The following is a 15,868-nucleotide window of genomic DNA, read 5'->3' on the forward strand; positions in this document are numbered from 1 at the left end:
CCCCAATCCTCCACGCTCGAATCACCCGACCACTGAGGAGCGCAGCCTAGAACGCGGTCAGCACGATCCGCGCCGTCCGCGGGTCCCCGTCGTGCACCAGCGACTCGAAGTGCCCGACGTCGTCGAAGGCGAATCCGTACGCCTTCCCGTCGACCATCTGCTCGTGCACGATCCGCGAGTAGTGGTCGGTCACGGGCTGCTTGTAGAACTGGCCCGCGTCATACGTCGGCTGCGTGTGCAGCGAGCCGAGCGTCGAGCGGTGCAGCGCCGCGCACAGTGTCCGCGCGATGGGGCCGACGACCTGGTCGTTCGGCGCGTGCAGCCGTCCGTCGCAGTTGAAGACGTCGCGGGTGCTCGGCTTGGTGAACGACGCGACCTCGGCGCCCGAGGTGTCGGTGAAACGCAGGACGTCGTCCCCGCCGGTCTTGCCGGTGAACTTCTTGCCGGGTTCGGCCTCGAACGGCACCACGGTGAGCGGTGTCGACTTGTAGGTGTTCCAGGCGCTCGTGACGTAGCCGTCGAGGTAGGTCCCGCTGAACTTGCCGGTGTCGAGCCCCTTGCCCGGCGCGAGCACCCGCAGCCGGTTGTACACCAGGTTCGAGAAACCGGACTGCCCCTGGACGGCGTTGAAAATGGCCTCGCGGCCGCCGGGCTTCAAACGTCCGGCCTCCTTGTTCGCGCCCGCGCCGTTGGTCAGCCCGACGGCGTGCGGCACGCTGAACATGTCGACCTGCGAGCTGTTGATGAACAGCCCGCCGTTGTCGTAGGTGAATTCGCTCCAGTCGAACAGGATGTCGCGGTTCGGGTCGCCGTCGGCCCACGGCGCGGGCTGTACCAGGCCGTCCGGGGTGAGGAAGAACTTGATCTTCTGCCCGAAGGACATGTAGACCCGGCCCGAGAGCATGCGCGGGATCCGCAGCGTGGTCGAGCCGCCGTTGCCGGGGCCCGCGATCGAGACGTCCGGCGCCGGGCTCGGCGGGTTCGAGCCCGCCGGCCACGGGGTAAAGGCGCCGGCGGCGTTGACATAGCCCAGCTTGCCGGTGTTGAGGTTCGTGCCGAGCACGTAGAGGTGGACCGCGTCGGTGCGGTTCGAATTGTTCGTCACGGTCAGCGGCAGCGGATCGGGCCCCGCGGCGGTCGCGGTGGGCGCGGAAAGCGCCGAAACACCGGTGACCAGGGGAGGGCGACCGCCAACGCGGTCAAAACGCGCCGGATTTTCTTGCGGATGCGCACAGTTCACTCCTCGGCGGAATCCCGCCGCGGAGCGTGGACGCGCCGCGGCGGTGCTTGCGGATGTCGGCCGGGGGCGCGTTCCCGGCCTGGGCGTGACCTTGGCGAGGGGTCTCAGCACGGGAAGTTACGTCGCGGGACGCCGATATGTCCAGACCACTGGTGGGAATCTGTCCGGTTTTCCGCCGGGACGGACAATTCGTGGCGGACCTTCGTCGATTGAGGTGGCCGGGTTCCTCGACTACCGTTGTCCGGGTTCCGTCCTGGACCCCGGCGGCCGGGTTTTCTCATCCGTGGGGAGCGGGACATGAGCGACGAGTTTCCGATGCGAAGAACCGGCGGCGAGACGTGGATTTCCGCCGCGGGCTGGGACAGCCTCGCCAAGGCCGCGGCGGACGGCGAGCCGCGCGGCATGGACGACCTCATGTCCGCCGTTGCGGTCTGGGCAAGGCAGTACTCCGACAGCCGCCTCGGTGGCCGCGAGCTGACCTATCTCGAACCGGCAGACGTCGCGCAGGAGATCTGCCTCGCGGTACTGGTCGCCGTCCCCGGATACGGCCTGCGCGGCGGTTCGTTCCTGTTCCTCCTGCGCGCCATCGCGGCGAACAAGGTCGCCGACGTGTTCCGGAAGGCGGCGCGGAGCAAGCAGGTGCTGACCGGCGAACTCCCCGAACGCCCGGCCGGGGCCGCCGACGAACCGGAGCAGCGCGCGCTGCGGACCGACCTCGGGGTCCGGCTCGGCAGGTTGATGCGGACGCTGCCCGTCTCCCACCGCGAGGTGCTGGGGATGCGGGTGATCGGCGAGCTGACGTCGAACGAGACCGCGGCGGCGCTCGGCACCACGTCGTCACGGGTGCGGGTGACCAAACATCGCGCGATCAGCAGGCTGCGGGCCTGCGCTCAGCGCCAGGACGCCTTGAGCTGAATCCTGATCAACAGCCGGACCAACGGATTCTCCCGTTTGGCGCGGGTTTCGAGAATGCGAACGCACATGGCCCCTCCAGAGCTCGCCGTCGAGCACCGTCGCCGAGGGCCAGGACGACGGTCTCGGCTCCCACCCTAGGCGCGGTCCGGGGAGCCGGAACCGGCTGAACGGACCATTGGCCGCCATCCGGACCGGCCGTTCGGCTCTTCGGGCTACTGCATTGGTGCCGAGAAGTCGGTGAAAGCGCGGCAAAGAGACGCAATCGTGCGAGAATGGTCATGGCGCGCTGGCGCTGTTCGCTCCGGCCCCCGGTGGTCTCGTCCGAATCCGGACCCGCCCGGGAGGCTTGCCATGACGTTCCGACGGAATGATCGCGCCGTCCTGGTCTGGTCGAAGATGCGTTTTCTCGCCTCGGAAACCGATTCGGCGGTGACGGTGGAGCACGCCTGCGTCGTATGCGGGGAAGCGCTCGAGGCGGCCGGTGTCGGGCTCACCCTCGCCACCGAAAAGGGTTTGCCGGAGCCGGTCTTCGCGACCGATGCGCGCAGCCGTGAATTGGACGAGCTGCAGTTCACCTTGGGCGAAGGGCCGGCATTGGACGTTTCGCGCGGCGGTATGCTCGTCGTCGTAACCGATATGACCAGTTCGGAGGCGACACTCCGATGGCCGGTGTTCGCGCCCGAGGCGATCGACGGCGGCGTGAAATCGATCATCGCGGTGCCGATTCAGGTCGGTGCGATCACTTTGGGTGCGGTCGGCTGCTATCGCGAATTCGCCGGGTTCCCTTCGCGGGAGTGCCTGGCGAAAGCGCTCGTTTGCGCGGAAGCGGTCATCACCCTCGCCTTGGCCGATACCGGTGGGCCGGTTCTCGGCGAGTTGATCGACCGTGAATTCACCGAACACCGCGCCCGGGTGCATCAGGCCGCCGGCGTGGTGTCGGCCCAGCTCGAAATCGGGCTTCCGGACGCGCTCGCCCGCCTGCGTGCCTACGCCTACGCCAACGGCCGGAAGCTCGAAGAAGTAGCCGAGGACGTGGTGCGGCGTCGGCTCACGTTCCGGCACGAGCCATGATGGATGTGTGCGATAAGGAGATACCGGAGAGATGACCGACCTGGTGGCCGATCTGAGGGAGACCTTCGTGCAGCTGGCGGACACCCTGGTGGACGACTTCGATCTCGTCGAATTCCTCGACGTGCTCACGTTCAGATGTGTGGAGCAGCTCGGCGTCTGCACCGCGGGACTGCTGCTCGCCGACCCCCGCGGCACGCTCGGCATGGTGGCCGCTTCGGACGAGCGAACCAGGTTGCTCGAACTGTTCCAGCTGCGGAACTCCGAGGGGCCGGGCCTGGACTGCTACCGGGACGCCGAGCCGATGGCCTGCCCTGATCTGGTGGGTGTGCGCGGAAGATGGCCGAAGTTCGCGCAGGAGGCGGAAAACGCCGGATTCCGTTCCGTGTACACCTTGCCGATGCGGTTACGGGAAGAGGTGATCGGCGCGCTGAGCCTGTTCGGCACCCGCCCCGCCTCGCTCGACGACGAGGGATTGCGGCTGGGGCAGGCACTCGCGGACGTCGCCACGATCGGCATCCTGCATCACCGTGTGCTGCAGCGGCAGGAGATGATCACCGGGCAATTGCAGACGGCGTTGAACAGCCGGGTGGTCATCGAACAGGCGAAAGGTGTTCTCGCCGAACGGCTCCGCGTTTCGGTCGGTGACGCGTTCGGCGTATTGCGCGCGTACGCGCGGAGCAACAACCGCAAGATCATCGCGGTGGCGAAGGGGATCATCGACCGCACCGTGGAAATCCCGCGCTGAGCGATACCGGTTCGGCGCTTGTCCGCCTCCGGCCGATTCCTAGACTGGATGGGTGTTTTCCCTGGAGCAGCTGGTCAGTTTCGTCGCGGTGGCCGAGGAACTGCACTACGGCCGGGCGGCGGAGCGGCTCTCGATGACCCAGCCGCCGTTGAGCAGGCGGATCCAGCTGCTGGAGCGGGAACTGGGTGCCGAGCTGTTCGACCGTACGCACCGCACGGTCCGGCTGACGCCCGCCGGACGGGTTTTCCTGGCCGAGGCAAGGAAGATCCTGCGTTCGTCGCACGAGGCGACGCTGTACGTCCGCCGCGTGAAGAAAGGTGAGGTCGGCGTCGTCACGCTCGGTTTCACCGCCACGGCGGCTTATTCGTATCTCGAACGGGTCATCGCCGCGGCGAACGCCGAAGTGCCCGGCGTCGATCTCGTGCTCCGGGAGATGGTGACGGCGGCGCAGGTGGAGGAGCTGCTGGCGGGCGGGATCGATCTCGGCATGATCAGGCCGCCGGTCGCCGGCGCCGACATCGTGACCATGCCGCTGTGGCGGGAGCCGCTGCTGGCCGCGCTGCCGTCGGCGCATCCTTTGGCCCGGCGCAAGAAGAATCCCGACGTCCGCGACTTCGACGGCGAGCCGTTCATCATGTATTCGCCGTCGGAAGGCCGGTATTTCCACGATCTGCTCGTGGCGGTGTTCCGTGCCGCCAGGGTGGCGCCGGACTACACGCAGTACCCCTGCCAGGTGCATACGGTGCTCGCGCTGGTGAAGGCGGAACTCGGGGTAGCGCTGGTGCCGGCCGCGGCCGGCACGCTGCGCTTCGAAGGGGTGGTGCTCCGTCCGGTGGGCGGGGTCGAGGGCCGCCCGGTGGAACTCGAACTGATGTGGCGGCGCGGCAACGACAACCCGGCGCTCGGCGCGTTGCTCACCGCCGTCGGCAACCTGGCGCGGCGCGGTCTTCAGTCCACTGTGGACTGATCCGGCCAGGCGTCGCCCCATTCGGCGTCGCGGGCCGTCCGGTAGGCCGGGCCGTGCCGTTTGGTGACGATCTTCTCGGTGAGCCCGGCCTCGGTGCACAGGGACAGGCTGACCATGCCTTTGCGTTTGGCCGGATGCCGCAGGATACGGGCGCCGGCGCGGTCCGGCGCCGTGCGGGAGGCGACGACGTAGGCGAACTTCTCGTCCTCGAAGCCGAGCGTCCCGGCCTTGAGCTGCCGGTGCAGGCCGGTGCGCGGGAGGCGCGCCGAGAAATGGCACCAGTCCTTGCCGCGCGGGATCGGGCACGCGCCTTCGTGCGGACAGGGCGCGACCAGGGAGAGCCCGAGTCCGACGAGCTGATCCCGCGCGGCGACGATCCGCTCGTAGCCCGCGGGGGTACCGGGTTCGATCAGCACCAGCATCGAGGACTTCGCCGAGAGCCAGCGGACGGTGTCGGCGCGGCGGGCTTCGGGCAGCTCGCCGAGGACGTAGGAGAGTGTCACCAGGTCGGCCTCGGGCGCGGGCGCCGCCGGGTCGATGAGGCCGCGCCGCCAGGTCGAGGCCCGGACGGCCTGGTCGCCGGCGTGCTCCGCGAGCCGCCGCCCCAGCGCGATCGCGCCGGGGACCTGCTCGACGACGGTGCTCTCCTCCAGCGACGGCCACACGTCGGCCGCCGCCCAGATCGCGGCACCGGTTCCCCGCCGATGTCGATTTGTGTCCGCGGAGCGAACCCAGGCGTGCGAAGGGCGGCTTCGGCGAGAACAGCGTGGACAGCCGCGTACGTGGCCGGCATCCGGTAGCCCGCGTACGCCGCGATGTCCGCTTCGGACGAGAGGATGGGCGCGTTCGCGGGGGCGTTCTCGCGGTAGCGCGCGCTGAGCCGCTCGACGGACTGCGTCAGCCTGTTCTGCGGGTACTTGCCCAGCTCTTCGTCGAGGGCGGAGCGGAGGGCTTCGGGGAGTGCGGACACGGTGGCAGATTCTCGCATGGGTGGTTGACCTGCGGTTTTCCGGCTGCTCGAATACTCGCGGAAAAAAGTTCGGGGACCGTGTCGAAACCCGGGGTGCCCGATCGACGCGTAGATGTGGCAGGGACGAGCCCCGCCGGGAACGGAGACTTCGATGCGGTTCATGGTGATTGTCAAGAGCGACGAGAAGACCGACGTGGCGGGCGCGCAGCCGAGCGCCGAGGAGCTGCAGGAGATGGGGAAGTTCAACGAGGAGCTGGTGAAGGCCGGCGTCATGCTCGCGGGTGAAGGCCTGCTCCCCAGCGCCGAGGGTTTCCGCATCCAGTACTCCGGCACCACCGAGGCGCGCGTCGTCGACGGGCCGTTCGCCGAGAGCAAGGAACTCATCGCCGGTTTCTGGATCCTGCAGGTCAAGGACCGGGCCGAGGTTGTCGAATGGATGAAGCGCGCGCCGTTCCGCGAGGGTGAGATCGAGATCCGCCGGATCGCGGAGATGGAGGACTTCGACAACGCGACCCCCGAGATCGTCGAGCACGAGCAGAACCTGCGGAAGCAGGCCGAGGCGAACTAGTGGTTGCGGTCGTCGCGCCGACGCTGTTGATTGGTCGGCGTGACGGCAACGACAGACTCCCGTTCGGCGATCGACGCGGTGTGGCGGATCGAATCGGCCCGCCTCATCGCCGGTCTCGCGCGGATGACGCGCGACGTCGGCCTCGCGGAGGAGCTGGCGCAGGACGCGCTGGTCGCCGCGCTCGAACAGTGGCCTGAGTCGGGCGTCCCGAGGAACCCGGGCGCCTGGCTCATGACCACGGCCAAACGCCGGGCCGTCGACACCTTCCGCCGCAACGAGCGGTACGAGAAGAAGCTCGGCGAGATCGGCCGCGAGCAGGAGTACGAGGAGGAACCCGACTTCACCGCGGGCCTCGACGACCACATCGAAGACGATCTGCTGCGGCTGGTGTTCACCGCCTGCCACCCGGTGCTTTCGACCGAGGCCAGGGTGGCGCTGACGCTGAAGATGATCGGCGGGTTGCAGACGCACGAGATCGCGCGGGCGTTCCTGGCCAAGGAGACCGCCATCGCGCAGCGGATCGTCCGGGCGAAGAAGACGCTCGGCGACGCCAAGGTCCCGTTCGAGGTGCCCGAGGGGGCGGACAGGGTCGCGCGCCTGTCCTCGGTGCTCGAAGTCATCTACCTGATCTTCAACGAGGGGTATTCGGCGACGGCGGGCGAGGACTGGATGCGGCCCGCGCTGTGCGAGGAGGCGCTGCGGCTCGGGCGGATCCTGGCCGGGCTGATGCCGAAGGAACCCGAGGTGCACGGGCTCGTCGCGCTGATGGAGATCCAGGCTTCGCGCTCCGCCGCCCGCGTCGGGCCGAACGGCGAACCCGTGTTGCTGATGGACCAGGACCGCGCGAAGTGGAACCGGATCCTGATCGGCCGCGGTCTCGCCGCGCTGGAACTCTCCGAGTCGCTCACGGGCGGCGCTTTCGGCGTCTACGCGGCGCAGGCCGCCATCGCCGCCTGCCACGCGCGGGCGCGGACGGGCGAGGAGACCGACTGGGCGCGTATCGCCGTCCTGTACGAAGGGCTCGGGAAGCTGAACCCGTCGCCGGTGATCGAGCTGAACCGCGCGGTGGCGTTGTCGATGGCCGTCGGGCCGGAGGCGGGGCTGGAGATCGTCGACAAGCTGACGTCGGAGCCCGCGCTCAAGTCGTACCATCTGCTGCCGAGCGTGCGCGGTGACTTCCTGTCGAAGCTCGGCCGCCTCGACGAGGCCCGCGCCGAGTTCGAGCGCGCGGCGGAGATGACCGGCAACGACCGGGAGCGCACCCTCCTGCTGAACCGGGCCGCCGAGTGCACCCCTCGCGATTAGTCCTCTGAACGCGGTAGTTCGCGCCACGAACTACCGCGTTCAGAGGACGAAACGCGTCAGGCGGGGGTGGGGCGAAGCGCGGTCAGCGCCCGGTGCTGGCCCAGCCGGACCGCCTGGACGGAGCAGCCGAGCGCGAGCGCGGTGTCGTCGGCGGAAAGCCCGACGAGCGACCGCAGCACCATGATCTCGCGCTGCTGTCCCGGCAGCCCCGAAAGCGGGTTCGGCAGTTCGGCGGTCGTCCGGTGGAAGTCGTCGACCAGAGCGCGGGTGACGTCGTAGGCGAACGCGAGCAGTGCGCGCGCCCCGGCCGCCCCGGCGACGATCTCGCGGCAGCTGTCCTTGGCGACCGCGTCGGCGATGTCGTAGTTGCCCGACCGGCGGCCGATCCGCGCCCGGCAGTAACGCACGACCAGGACGCGGACGGCGTCGACGAGTTTCGAAGTCGGCTCCATCCGCCCGCCGGCCTCCTCCGACCGCCGCGAACCGTGTCCTTCCATCGGCTCCCTCTCCCACCTTTCAGATGAGCACGGCCGAGGGGGAGGGAGGTACGGTCTTTTTGCCCACACGGGTGGGTCATGCCTCGATGAAGACGATCCGCTCCGGCTCGATCGTCAGGTTCACGGTCTGCCGCTTCACGCTCACCAGGGTCTCGAATTCCGTCGCGTGCCCGTCCGGGACGGTGAACAGGCGGTCGTTGCGGGAATCGAGGAAATCGGAGAAGGCGCTCAGCGAGACCCCGCCGCTTTCGTCGAGCGCGAGATAGTCGACGAGCCTGCGGAACAGTTTGGGCAGGATCACCAGTTCGTCGGCGAGCTGCCGCCGCGACGCGAGCTTGAACCCGGAGTTCGTGACGTCCTGCGGCCACAGCCCGAGCCCGTTCTGGCGGGCCTTGACCGCGGCTTCGGCCAAGGCGTCACGGAGATCGGGATAAAGCAGTGAATAGAACGTCGGGTAGACGAGGCCGTCCGCGACCTGCCGGTAGTTCGCGGAGTTCTTCAGCGTTTTGACGTCGAGATGGACCTTGGAAAGGTCCGCCGACCGTCCGGGCCGCTGCCCGGGAAAGGCGAACGCCACGGCTCGTCCGTATTTGTCGGCGAATCGCGTCAGTATGTGACCCGGTACCTTGATCGGGGCCGACGAAGTGACCGTTCCCCGCTCGTCGCGTTCCACCGTTTTGAAGCCGAGGCACTTCAGCAGGTTCGCCGCGGCGGCGTCGGCGAATTCCGCGGGCTGGTGCCACATCCCGCCGGTTCCCCTGGCCTGGTAATGCGTTTCGAGCGCGTCGATCGCGTCGAGCCGCAGCTGCATCCCGCCCCGCGAATTGAGCCGGACCTTCAGGCCCGCCTTCTTGGTCGCCTGCGGGTCTTCGGGATAGAACCGCACCGAATCGCCGTCCGGTGAGGCTCCGACAAGCTGGAACGTACCTTTGATCAGCGTCATGGGCATGAGGACAACGGTAGTTCGCATTCCGGCGGGTGAACCATGCGTTCATCCATCCAGCCCAATGGCCGGTTAAGATCGGATGACCATTGTGGACATTCTTGTAAGGGCAATGACGGTCGGCGCCGAAAGCCGGCGAGTCGTCCGTCTGATCACGTGCGCCGTCCGTCTGATCACGCGTGCCGTCCCGCCAGGCACGTTCACGACGGGATCATGAACCTCAGCACGGTCGCCTGAAGCAACGAGATCACCCCGACCACGGCGGTCAGCGCCACGGACCACAGGAAGGTCTGCCGCAGCAGCGCGCCCTCCTTGCCGGATTGGCCGATCGCGGTGGCGCCGATGGACAGGTTCTGCGGCGAGATCATCTTGCCCATCACGCCGCCGGAGGTGTTGGTGGCGCCCGCGAGGATCGGGTCGACGTGCAGTTGCTGCGCCGAAATCACCTGCATCGGCCCGAAGAGACTGTTCGTCGACGCGTCCGAGCCGGTGAGGAAGACGCCCAGCCAGCCGATGTAGGCGGAGAACAACGGGAACAGCACCCCGGTGGTCGCGAGCGCGAGCCCTAGGGTCTGCGTCGCACCCGAGTAGTTCATGACGAAGGCGATCGCGAGGATCATGAAGATCGTCGCCAGCGCCCACCGCATCTGGTGCAGTGTCCGGCGGTAGGTCGTCAGCAGCAGCCGCGGTTTCGCGCCCATCGCGAACCCCGCCACGATCGCCGCGATCAAGGCGACCGTTCCCGGCGAATAGAGGAAGTCGACGGTCAGCGTCGCCGCGTACGGCGTGTCCTTGGGCGTGATCGGCGCGTGCTGGACGACCTCCTTGTGAAGCCCCGGCCACGCGAACACCCAGTCGGCCTTGTGCAGCAGCTTCGTCAGGTCCAGCCATTCGGGCAGGTTCTTGAAGATCGTGCCGATCCGGGAAAGGAAGATCGCCGCGATCAGCACGATGTACGGCGCCCACGCGTACAGCGCGCCGCGTCCGGCCTTCGCCGCGCCGAGACTCGACCCGGCCTTCACCGGTTCTTCGCCGTCGAAACGCCAAACCGCCGACGGCTGCCAGAACCGCGTCAGTATCCACAGCGAGGCCATCGCGGCGAGCGCGGCGACGACGTCGACGAGGCTCGGGCTGATGAAGTTCGAGGTGACGAACTGCATGACCGCGAACGACAGCCCGGCCGTCAGCACGGCGGGCCAGACCTCGATCATCCGCTTCCAGCCCGCGAGGACCACGAGCAGGAAACCGGGGACGATCAACGCCAGCAACGGGAGCTGGCGCCCGACCATCGACGAGAACAGTTCCGTCGCCTGCTCCTGTTTCATGCCGAGGATCGGCGCGGTCAGCCTGCCCAGCACGATCAACGGGTTGCCGAGGCCGCCGAACGCGACCGGCGCGGTGTTCGCCAGCAACGCGAGCACGACCGCCTTCACCGGCGGGAAACCGAGCGCGGCCATCATCGCCGCGGTGATCGCGATCGGCGAGCCGCCACCCGCGATCCCTTCCAGCAGCGCGCCGAAGCCGAACGCGATCAGCAGCGCCTGGAGACGGCGGTCCTCACTGAACCCGGCGAGGACCGCCTTGATGTCGTCGAACCGTCCGGTCGCGACGGTGACGTTGTGGAAGTACACGGCGTGGAACGCGATCCAGGCCACCGACCACACCCCGAACACCAGCCCCATGGCCGCGGAATCGAGGGCGAGCCCGGCGGGCATGCGGTACAGCAGGACCGCGACCAGCAGCGCGGTGATCAGCGCCAGCCCGGCCGAGAGGTGCGCCGAACGGCGCAGGACTCCCAGCGTCACCAGCAGCACGATGATCGGCAGCGCCGCCAGCGCGGCGGACAGCCACAGCCCGCCCGCGGGCTGGTAGTCCTGGAGCCAGCCCACTTCAGGCCCTTTGTGCCCGGACGTAACCCAGCCGGAGCGACAGCGCGGCGGCGGTGCCTGCCACCGTCGCGCCGAGTTCGTCGGTGCGGCGGAGCACGCGGCCGGCGGGGCCCGCGACGCTGATCGCGGCGATCGGCCGCCCGGTGTGGTCACGGACGGCGGCGGCCACACAGCCCACGTCCGGCTCGTTCTCGACGTCGTCCACGGCCCAGCCGCGACGGCTCGTCCTGGCCAGGTCGTCGAGCAGGCGGACGGGGTCGTTGATCGTCTTGAGCGTGAGACTGTCGAGTTTCATCCGGCGGATACGTTCGACGCGGTCCTGTTCGGGCAGCGCCGCCAGCCACGCCTTGCCCAGCGACGTCGCGTGCTGCGGGCGGCGGGTGCCGAGACGGCAGGCCAGGGTGACGGCGTTGGCACTGCGTTCGGTGGCGACGTAGACCATCGTGTCGTTGTCCGGGACGGCGAGGTAGGTCGTCTCGCCGCTCCGCTCGGCGAGCGAGGCGAGGTAACGCGGCGCGCAGCGGTGGAGGTCGGTCGCCGCCATCGCGCGGGCACCGAGTTCGACCAGCCTGGTGCCGAGCCGTACGCGGCCGGTGGCGCGATCGGCTTCGAGGTATTCGAGGTTCTTGAGGGTGCCGACGATGCGGTAGGCGGCGCTCCTGGAGAGACCTAGTTGCCTGGCGATCGCGTTGGTGGAAATCTCCTGGTTCTGGCCGACGTGCTCGAGAACCGCGAGACCGCGCTCGAGTGTGCCACTGGAATCCAGCCCGCGTGGTGTGCCCACTTCGCCCTCCGTAGGACCGGGGTGCCGATCATCGGCACCTGTTTCCGCTAAGCGGATTCGGACGTTAACAGCTGGGCCCACCCTTGGGAAGGTTTCTTAACAAACTGACGACCGGACAAGTTTTCCCAGCTCGCGGGCTTCCCGTCAAGATCACCGGTTTGGACCAATCCCTTCGGCGGGGTCCGATTCGGCGTATGACATCAGGGGTCATTCTTCTGTTCACGGACATGAAAGAACCCTCGCCGGAAAATCGCGGCGAGGGTTCGGCCCGGGGTCCGTTTCTAACGCACCGAGAGATTCGCGACCGCTCGGACGACGGCCGTGCAGCGGTCTTCGACGTAGTCCAAACCGGCTTCTTCGGCGATCCGGCGGGACTCGGCGGAGACGATGCCCTGCTGCAGCCAAAGCGCCTTCGCGCCGATCGCGACGGCCTGTTCGGCGATCGGCGGGGTATCGGCGGACGGGCGGAAGACGTCGACCAGGTCGACGGGCTCCGGGATGTCGGTGAGCGAGCGGTACACCTTCTCGCCCAGCAATTCGTCGGCGGAGGGGTGGACGGGGATGATCCGGAACCCGTGTGCCTGCAGCACGGCGGCGACCCCGTGCGAGGCCTTGGCCGGATCGCGGCTCAGCCCCACGACGGCGATCGTCTTCGATCCGGCGAGGATCTCGGTGGCGCGATCGGTCATATCCGGTACAACCACGGCGGGCGGCCGCGAATTCCGCCTGATCACGCGAGACCGCCGCCTAAAGCTTCCAGAGCCGCAGGCCGCGCACCCGGTACACCGGCCAGACGACGTGCCAGGGGCGGCGCCGCAGGAAGACCGCGGAACAGGTGAGGACACTGCGCGCGGACGTCGTCGCGACGTCGTGGCGGTCCGGCCAGATCTCGCCGTGCCGCCCGGCGGCGATCCGGAAGACGTTGACCAGGCCGCGGCCCTGCAGGTCGAATTTCGCGCCGGTGTCACCCGGATCCGGCTTCAGGGAAGCGATCTCCGGGCCGAACGCGGCCGCGGGCGCAGGCCCCGCGTCGGCGGGGAGATCACCGACGGTCGCCGAGACGGCCTTGCCGTAGAGACGCCGGGTGTAACGCTGGAGCAGCATCCGCTCCCACAACGGCAGGACGCGGCGGTGCTTGAGCAGCGCCGAACACTCCGCGTGCCCGATGGCGAAGATGTCGGTCAGCTCGTCGTAGGCGTTGTGCGCGGTTGACCCGTTGAGATGCACCCGCACCTCGTAACGGATACGCGCGGTGAGCTCGTCGAGCTCCTCGCGGCGGTCGATCCTGGTCTTCGCCCGGGAGAGCGTCCAATCGGACATGGGAGCAGGCTAGGTGATGATCGGGGTCGTGCGAGACCCTTTCGGCCTAATCTGTGCGTACCGGCCAGTGGAACGGCCGTCTTGTGCGGGTCCGGGGGACGGGGCAGAGTCCGACGGGTCGGAAGGAGCCCATGGACGCCAGCACGCTGCAGGAGGCCGCGGCCGCGCTGCTCAGCGCGTACGAGACCGGCAAGCCGATCGCGCCCCTCATCGAGACCTATCCCGCCGCGACGCTGGAGGACGCGTACCGCGTCCAGCAGCGGCTCGTCCGCCATTGGGCCGAGCGCGGCGACGGCGTGCGCGGGCACAAGGTCGGCCTCGCCTCCGCCGCCATGCAGCGGCAGATGGGTGTCGACCAGCCCGACTACGGCCACCTGACCGCTTCGATGTTCCACCTCGAACACCAGCCGATCCCGATCGGCGGGTTCCTGCAGCCGAAGATCGAACCGGAGATCGCGTTCGTGCTCGGTTCGCGGCTGCGCGGCCCCGGCGTCACGGTGGCGGACGCGCTGCGGGCGGTGGACTTCGTCGTCCCGGCGCTGGAGATCGTCGATTCCCGGATCCGGGACTGGAAGATCAGCATCGTCGACACCATCGCGGACAACGCGTCTTCGGGCGGTGTCGTCCTCGGCAGCAGGCCGACCGCGATCGGTGACGTCGATCTCCGCCTGGCGGGCTGCGTCCTGCACCAGAACGGTGAGATCGCGGCGACCGGCGCCGGTGGCGCGGTGCTCGGCTCGCCGGTGAACGCGCTGGTCTGGCTCGCGAACACGGTCGGCCCGCTCGGTGTCGCGCTCGAACCGGGGCATGTCGTGCTGCCGGGCTCGATGACGCGGGCGATCCCGGTGAATCCGGGTGACACCGTCGTCGCGACGATGGCGGGGCTCGGCAGTGTCACCGCGAAGTTCTCCGGGGAGGAACGGCCGTGAGTCTCGATGTGCGGGAGGCGGCGGAAGCGCTGCTGTCCGGGGAAGAACGCGAGCCACTGACCGACGCGTGGCCGGAGCTGGACGTCGACACCGCGTACGCGATCCAGGACGAGGCGCTCCGGCTCAGGCTGGAGCGCGGCGAGACGCTGATCGGGGTCAAGCTCGGCCTGACCTCGCGGGCGAAGCAGCAACGCATGGGCATCGACTCCCCGTTGCTCGCGTGGCTCACCGACGCGATGGTGCTCCCCGCCGGGGTGCCCGTGCCGTCCCTGATCCATCCGCGTGCCGAGCCGGAGCTGGTTTTCGTTCTGGGACAACGCCTTTCGGGACCAGGTGTGACGGCGGCGACCGCGATGGCTGCGGTGGACCGCGTCTATGGCGGCGTCGAAGTCATCGACAGCCGCTACCGCGACTATCGCTTCGCACTGCCGGACGTCGTGGCGGACAACGGTTCTTCCGCGTACGTCACGCTCGGGCCGGTGGGCGCGGAGCCGTCTTCGCTGGATCTCTCGCTGGAGGCGGCCCTGCTGGAGGTCGACGGCGCGATCGTCGACACCGCCACCGGGGCGGCGGTGCTGGGACATCCGGCGGAAGCGCTGGCACTGGCGGCCAACGCCCTCGGCGCGCGCGGGCGCGCGCTGGAGCCGGGTTGGCTCGTGTTCACCGGCGGGATGACCGACGCGGTCGACGTGCGCCCGGGTGCACGGGTGGCGGCGCATTTCTCGCATCTGGGCTCGATCACGCTCGCCGGGGGTTGACCCGCGAGCCATCAGCAAGACGCGAAGGGGCCCATCACCGCATCAGACGCGGCGAAAGCCTCCTTCGGCCCACGCTCGCCTCACCTCTCGATGACGTCGGCGCGGTCGGCCGTCCGGACCAGACCGCGCGTCAGCCGGGGCCAGATCGCGCGCGGTAGGTCGTGCCCCATCCCCGGCACTATGTCCACTTCGGACTCCCGCAATGCGCGGGCCGTCGCCCGGCCGCCGGAAACATGCACGAGCGGATCCTTCGAACCGTGCACGACGAGCGCGGGCACGCCGAGTTTCCGCAGCGCGCGGAAGCGATCCCGGCTCGAAACGATCGCCGCCAGCTGTCGCGCCGTCCCGCCCGGGTTGACGCCGCGCTCGAAGGACCGCTCCGCGCGCTCACGCATCCGGGCCTCGTCGAAGGGGTAACCGGGCGAGCCGATCACGCGGAACGTGCGCACCAGCTGCTCGACGTACTCCTCGCGGCCACGCGGGGGCGCCGAAAGCAGCATCGCCATCGCCTTGGCGCTCGGCCGCCCGACGAACCGGTTGCCGGTGGTCGACATGATCGACGTCAGCGACCGCACCCGCGACGGGTACTCGATGGCCAGCGTCTGCGCGACCATCCCGCCCATCGACGCGCCCACGACGTGCGCGCTCGCGACGCCGAGTTCGGTGAGCAGCCCGGCGGCGTCGCCCGCCATGTCCGCCAAGGAGTACGGCGCCGTGCGCAGCGTGTACGCGAGCGGCAGGTTGACCCGGCCGGTCATCCGGCTGGACCGGCCGGCGTCGCGGTTGTCGTAGCGGATGACGAAGAAACCCTCGGCCGCGAGGTTCTCGCAGAGCTCGTCGTCCCACCAGATCATCTGGGAGGCCAGTCCCATGATCAGCAGCAACGGCCTGCCGTCCGGCGAGCCGAACGTCTCGTGGCACAGCTGGATACCGTTCACCTCGGCGATCTTCTCGGGCATTCCGACAG

16 protein-coding genes and 1 pseudogene are annotated in these 15,868 nt (G+C 68.9%); 8 read left to right on the forward strand and 9 right to left on the reverse strand.

From position 1 onward, the window contains the following. Positions 1-46: 46 nt before the first annotated feature. Entirely contained in the window at positions 47-1,105 is a 1,059-nt protein-coding gene (locus MJQ72_RS12515) for a beta-1,3-glucanase family protein (RefSeq protein WP_240599354.1), read from the reverse strand. A 432-nt stretch (positions 1,106-1,537) separates the two neighbouring features. Here MJQ72_RS12515 and MJQ72_RS12520 point away from each other — a divergent pair, with 432 nt between their 5' ends. The 4 genes from MJQ72_RS12520 (at position 1,538) to MJQ72_RS12535 (ending at position 4,938) form a co-directional block, all read left to right on the forward strand. Then, positions 1,538-2,155 carry a sigma-70 family RNA polymerase sigma factor gene (locus MJQ72_RS12520; protein WP_240599355.1) on the forward strand — a complete coding sequence of 206 codons (618 nt, stop codon included), beginning with the start codon at positions 1,538-1,540 and terminating at the stop codon, positions 2,153-2,155. Between the two features lie 237 nt (positions 2,156-2,392). Next, positions 2,393-3,226 carry a GAF and ANTAR domain-containing protein gene (locus tag MJQ72_RS12525; protein ID WP_240599356.1) on the forward strand — a complete coding sequence of 278 codons (834 nt, stop codon included), beginning with the start codon at positions 2,393-2,395 and terminating at the stop codon, positions 3,224-3,226. Between the two features lie 31 nt (positions 3,227-3,257). Continuing rightward, entirely contained in the window at positions 3,258-3,971 is a 714-nt protein-coding gene (locus MJQ72_RS12530) for a GAF and ANTAR domain-containing protein (RefSeq protein WP_240599357.1), read from the forward strand. Between the two features lie 52 nt (positions 3,972-4,023). Beyond that, positions 4,024-4,938 carry a LysR substrate-binding domain-containing protein gene (locus MJQ72_RS12535; RefSeq protein WP_240599358.1) on the forward strand — a complete coding sequence of 305 codons (915 nt, stop codon included), beginning with the start codon at positions 4,024-4,026 and terminating at the stop codon, positions 4,936-4,938. On the opposite strand, the pseudogene MJQ72_RS12540 reads toward MJQ72_RS12535, so the two are convergent. Further along, a pseudogene (locus MJQ72_RS12540) lies at positions 4,920-5,926 on the reverse strand (small ribosomal subunit Rsm22 family protein). The gene MJQ72_RS12535 and the pseudogene MJQ72_RS12540 overlap by 19 nt on opposite strands. Before the next feature lie 133 nt (positions 5,927-6,059). On the opposite strand from MJQ72_RS12540, the gene MJQ72_RS12545 reads away from it, so the two are divergent. Continuing rightward, positions 6,060-6,476 carry a YciI family protein gene (locus tag MJQ72_RS12545; RefSeq protein WP_072029709.1) on the forward strand — a complete coding sequence of 139 codons (417 nt, stop codon included), beginning with the start codon at positions 6,060-6,062 and terminating at the stop codon, positions 6,474-6,476. A 30-nt stretch (positions 6,477-6,506) separates the two neighbouring features. Next, the gene (locus tag MJQ72_RS12550) at positions 6,507-7,781 is read left to right on the forward strand and encodes an RNA polymerase sigma factor (protein WP_240599359.1); all 1,275 of its coding nucleotides are present in this window, start codon (positions 6,507-6,509) and stop codon (positions 7,779-7,781) included. A 56-nt stretch (positions 7,782-7,837) separates the two neighbouring features. Here MJQ72_RS12550 and MJQ72_RS12555 read toward each other — a convergent pair whose 3' ends face one another. The 6 genes from MJQ72_RS12555 to MJQ72_RS12580 form a co-directional block, all read right to left on the reverse strand. Next, a complete protein-coding gene (locus MJQ72_RS12555; RefSeq protein ID WP_240599360.1) occupies positions 7,838-8,233 on the reverse strand; it encodes a sigma factor-like helix-turn-helix DNA-binding protein in 396 nt (131 codons plus the stop codon). Positions 8,234-8,354: 121 nt separating this feature from the next. Further along, complete coding sequence (locus MJQ72_RS12560; RefSeq protein WP_240599361.1) at positions 8,355-9,227, reverse strand: nuclease; 873 nt, start codon at positions 9,225-9,227, stop codon at positions 8,355-8,357. A 194-nt stretch (positions 9,228-9,421) separates the two neighbouring features. Beyond that, the gene (locus tag MJQ72_RS12565; RefSeq protein ID WP_240599362.1) at positions 9,422-11,110 is read right to left on the reverse strand and encodes an L-lactate permease; all 1,689 of its coding nucleotides are present in this window, start codon (positions 11,108-11,110) and stop codon (positions 9,422-9,424) included. A 1-nt stretch (position 11,111) separates the two neighbouring features. Continuing rightward, a complete protein-coding gene (locus tag MJQ72_RS12570; protein ID WP_037335451.1) occupies positions 11,112-11,894 on the reverse strand; it encodes an IclR family transcriptional regulator in 783 nt (260 codons plus the stop codon). Positions 11,895-12,175: 281 nt separating this feature from the next. Then, positions 12,176-12,583 (reverse strand): CoA-binding protein, encoded by a 408-nt coding sequence (locus MJQ72_RS12575; protein ID WP_240599363.1) that lies wholly within the window; start codon positions 12,581-12,583, stop codon positions 12,176-12,178. Between the two features lie 58 nt (positions 12,584-12,641). Next, entirely contained in the window at positions 12,642-13,214 is a 573-nt protein-coding gene (locus MJQ72_RS12580; protein WP_240599364.1) for a hypothetical protein, read from the reverse strand. A gap of 131 nt (positions 13,215-13,345) precedes the next feature. Between MJQ72_RS12580 and MJQ72_RS12585 the strand changes: the two genes are divergently transcribed. Further along, positions 13,346-14,143, forward strand: a complete 798-nt coding sequence (locus MJQ72_RS12585; RefSeq protein ID WP_240599365.1) for a 2-keto-4-pentenoate hydratase — start codon at positions 13,346-13,348, stop codon at positions 14,141-14,143. Further along, a complete protein-coding gene (locus MJQ72_RS12590) occupies positions 14,140-14,901 on the forward strand; it encodes a 2-keto-4-pentenoate hydratase (RefSeq protein ID WP_240599366.1) in 762 nt (253 codons plus the stop codon). The genes MJQ72_RS12585 and MJQ72_RS12590 overlap by 4 nt, the downstream gene beginning before the upstream one ends. Positions 14,902-14,981: 80 nt before the next feature. Here MJQ72_RS12590 and MJQ72_RS12595 read toward each other — a convergent pair whose 3' ends face one another. Continuing rightward, positions 14,982-15,860 carry an alpha/beta fold hydrolase gene (locus MJQ72_RS12595; protein WP_240599367.1) on the reverse strand — a complete coding sequence of 293 codons (879 nt, stop codon included), beginning with the start codon at positions 15,858-15,860 and terminating at the stop codon, positions 14,982-14,984. Positions 15,861-15,868 lie beyond the last annotated feature (8 nt).

This window comes from Amycolatopsis sp. EV170708-02-1 (assembly GCF_022479115.1).
Classification (GTDB): domain Bacteria; phylum Actinomycetota; class Actinomycetes; order Mycobacteriales; family Pseudonocardiaceae; genus Amycolatopsis.

Bases quoted from the DNA above. Each gene is read 5' to 3' on its own strand.
- MJQ72_RS12520 (WP_240599355.1), top strand. From the start codon at position 1,538: ATGAGCGACGAGTTTCCGATGCGAAGAACCGGCGGCGAGACGTGGATT.
- MJQ72_RS12530 (WP_240599357.1), top strand. From the start codon at position 3,258: ATGACCGACCTGGTGGCCGATCTGAGGGAGACCTTCGTGCAGCTGGCG.
- MJQ72_RS12545 (WP_072029709.1), top strand. From the start codon at position 6,060: ATGCGGTTCATGGTGATTGTCAAGAGCGACGAGAAGACCGACGTGGCG.
- MJQ72_RS12555 (WP_240599360.1), bottom strand. From the start codon at position 8,233: ATGGAGCCGACTTCGAAACTCGTCGACGCCGTCCGCGTCCTGGTCGTG.
- MJQ72_RS12560 (WP_240599361.1), bottom strand. From the start codon at position 9,227: ATGCCCATGACGCTGATCAAAGGTACGTTCCAGCTTGTCGGAGCCTCA.
- MJQ72_RS12575 (WP_240599363.1), bottom strand. From the start codon at position 12,583: ATGACCGATCGCGCCACCGAGATCCTCGCCGGATCGAAGACGATCGCC.
- MJQ72_RS12580 (WP_240599364.1), bottom strand. From the start codon at position 13,214: ATGTCCGATTGGACGCTCTCCCGGGCGAAGACCAGGATCGACCGCCGC.
- MJQ72_RS12585 (WP_240599365.1), top strand. From the start codon at position 13,346: ATGGACGCCAGCACGCTGCAGGAGGCCGCGGCCGCGCTGCTCAGCGCG.
- MJQ72_RS12595 (WP_240599367.1), bottom strand. From the start codon at position 15,860: ATGCCCGAGAAGATCGCCGAGGTGAACGGTATCCAGCTGTGCCACGAG.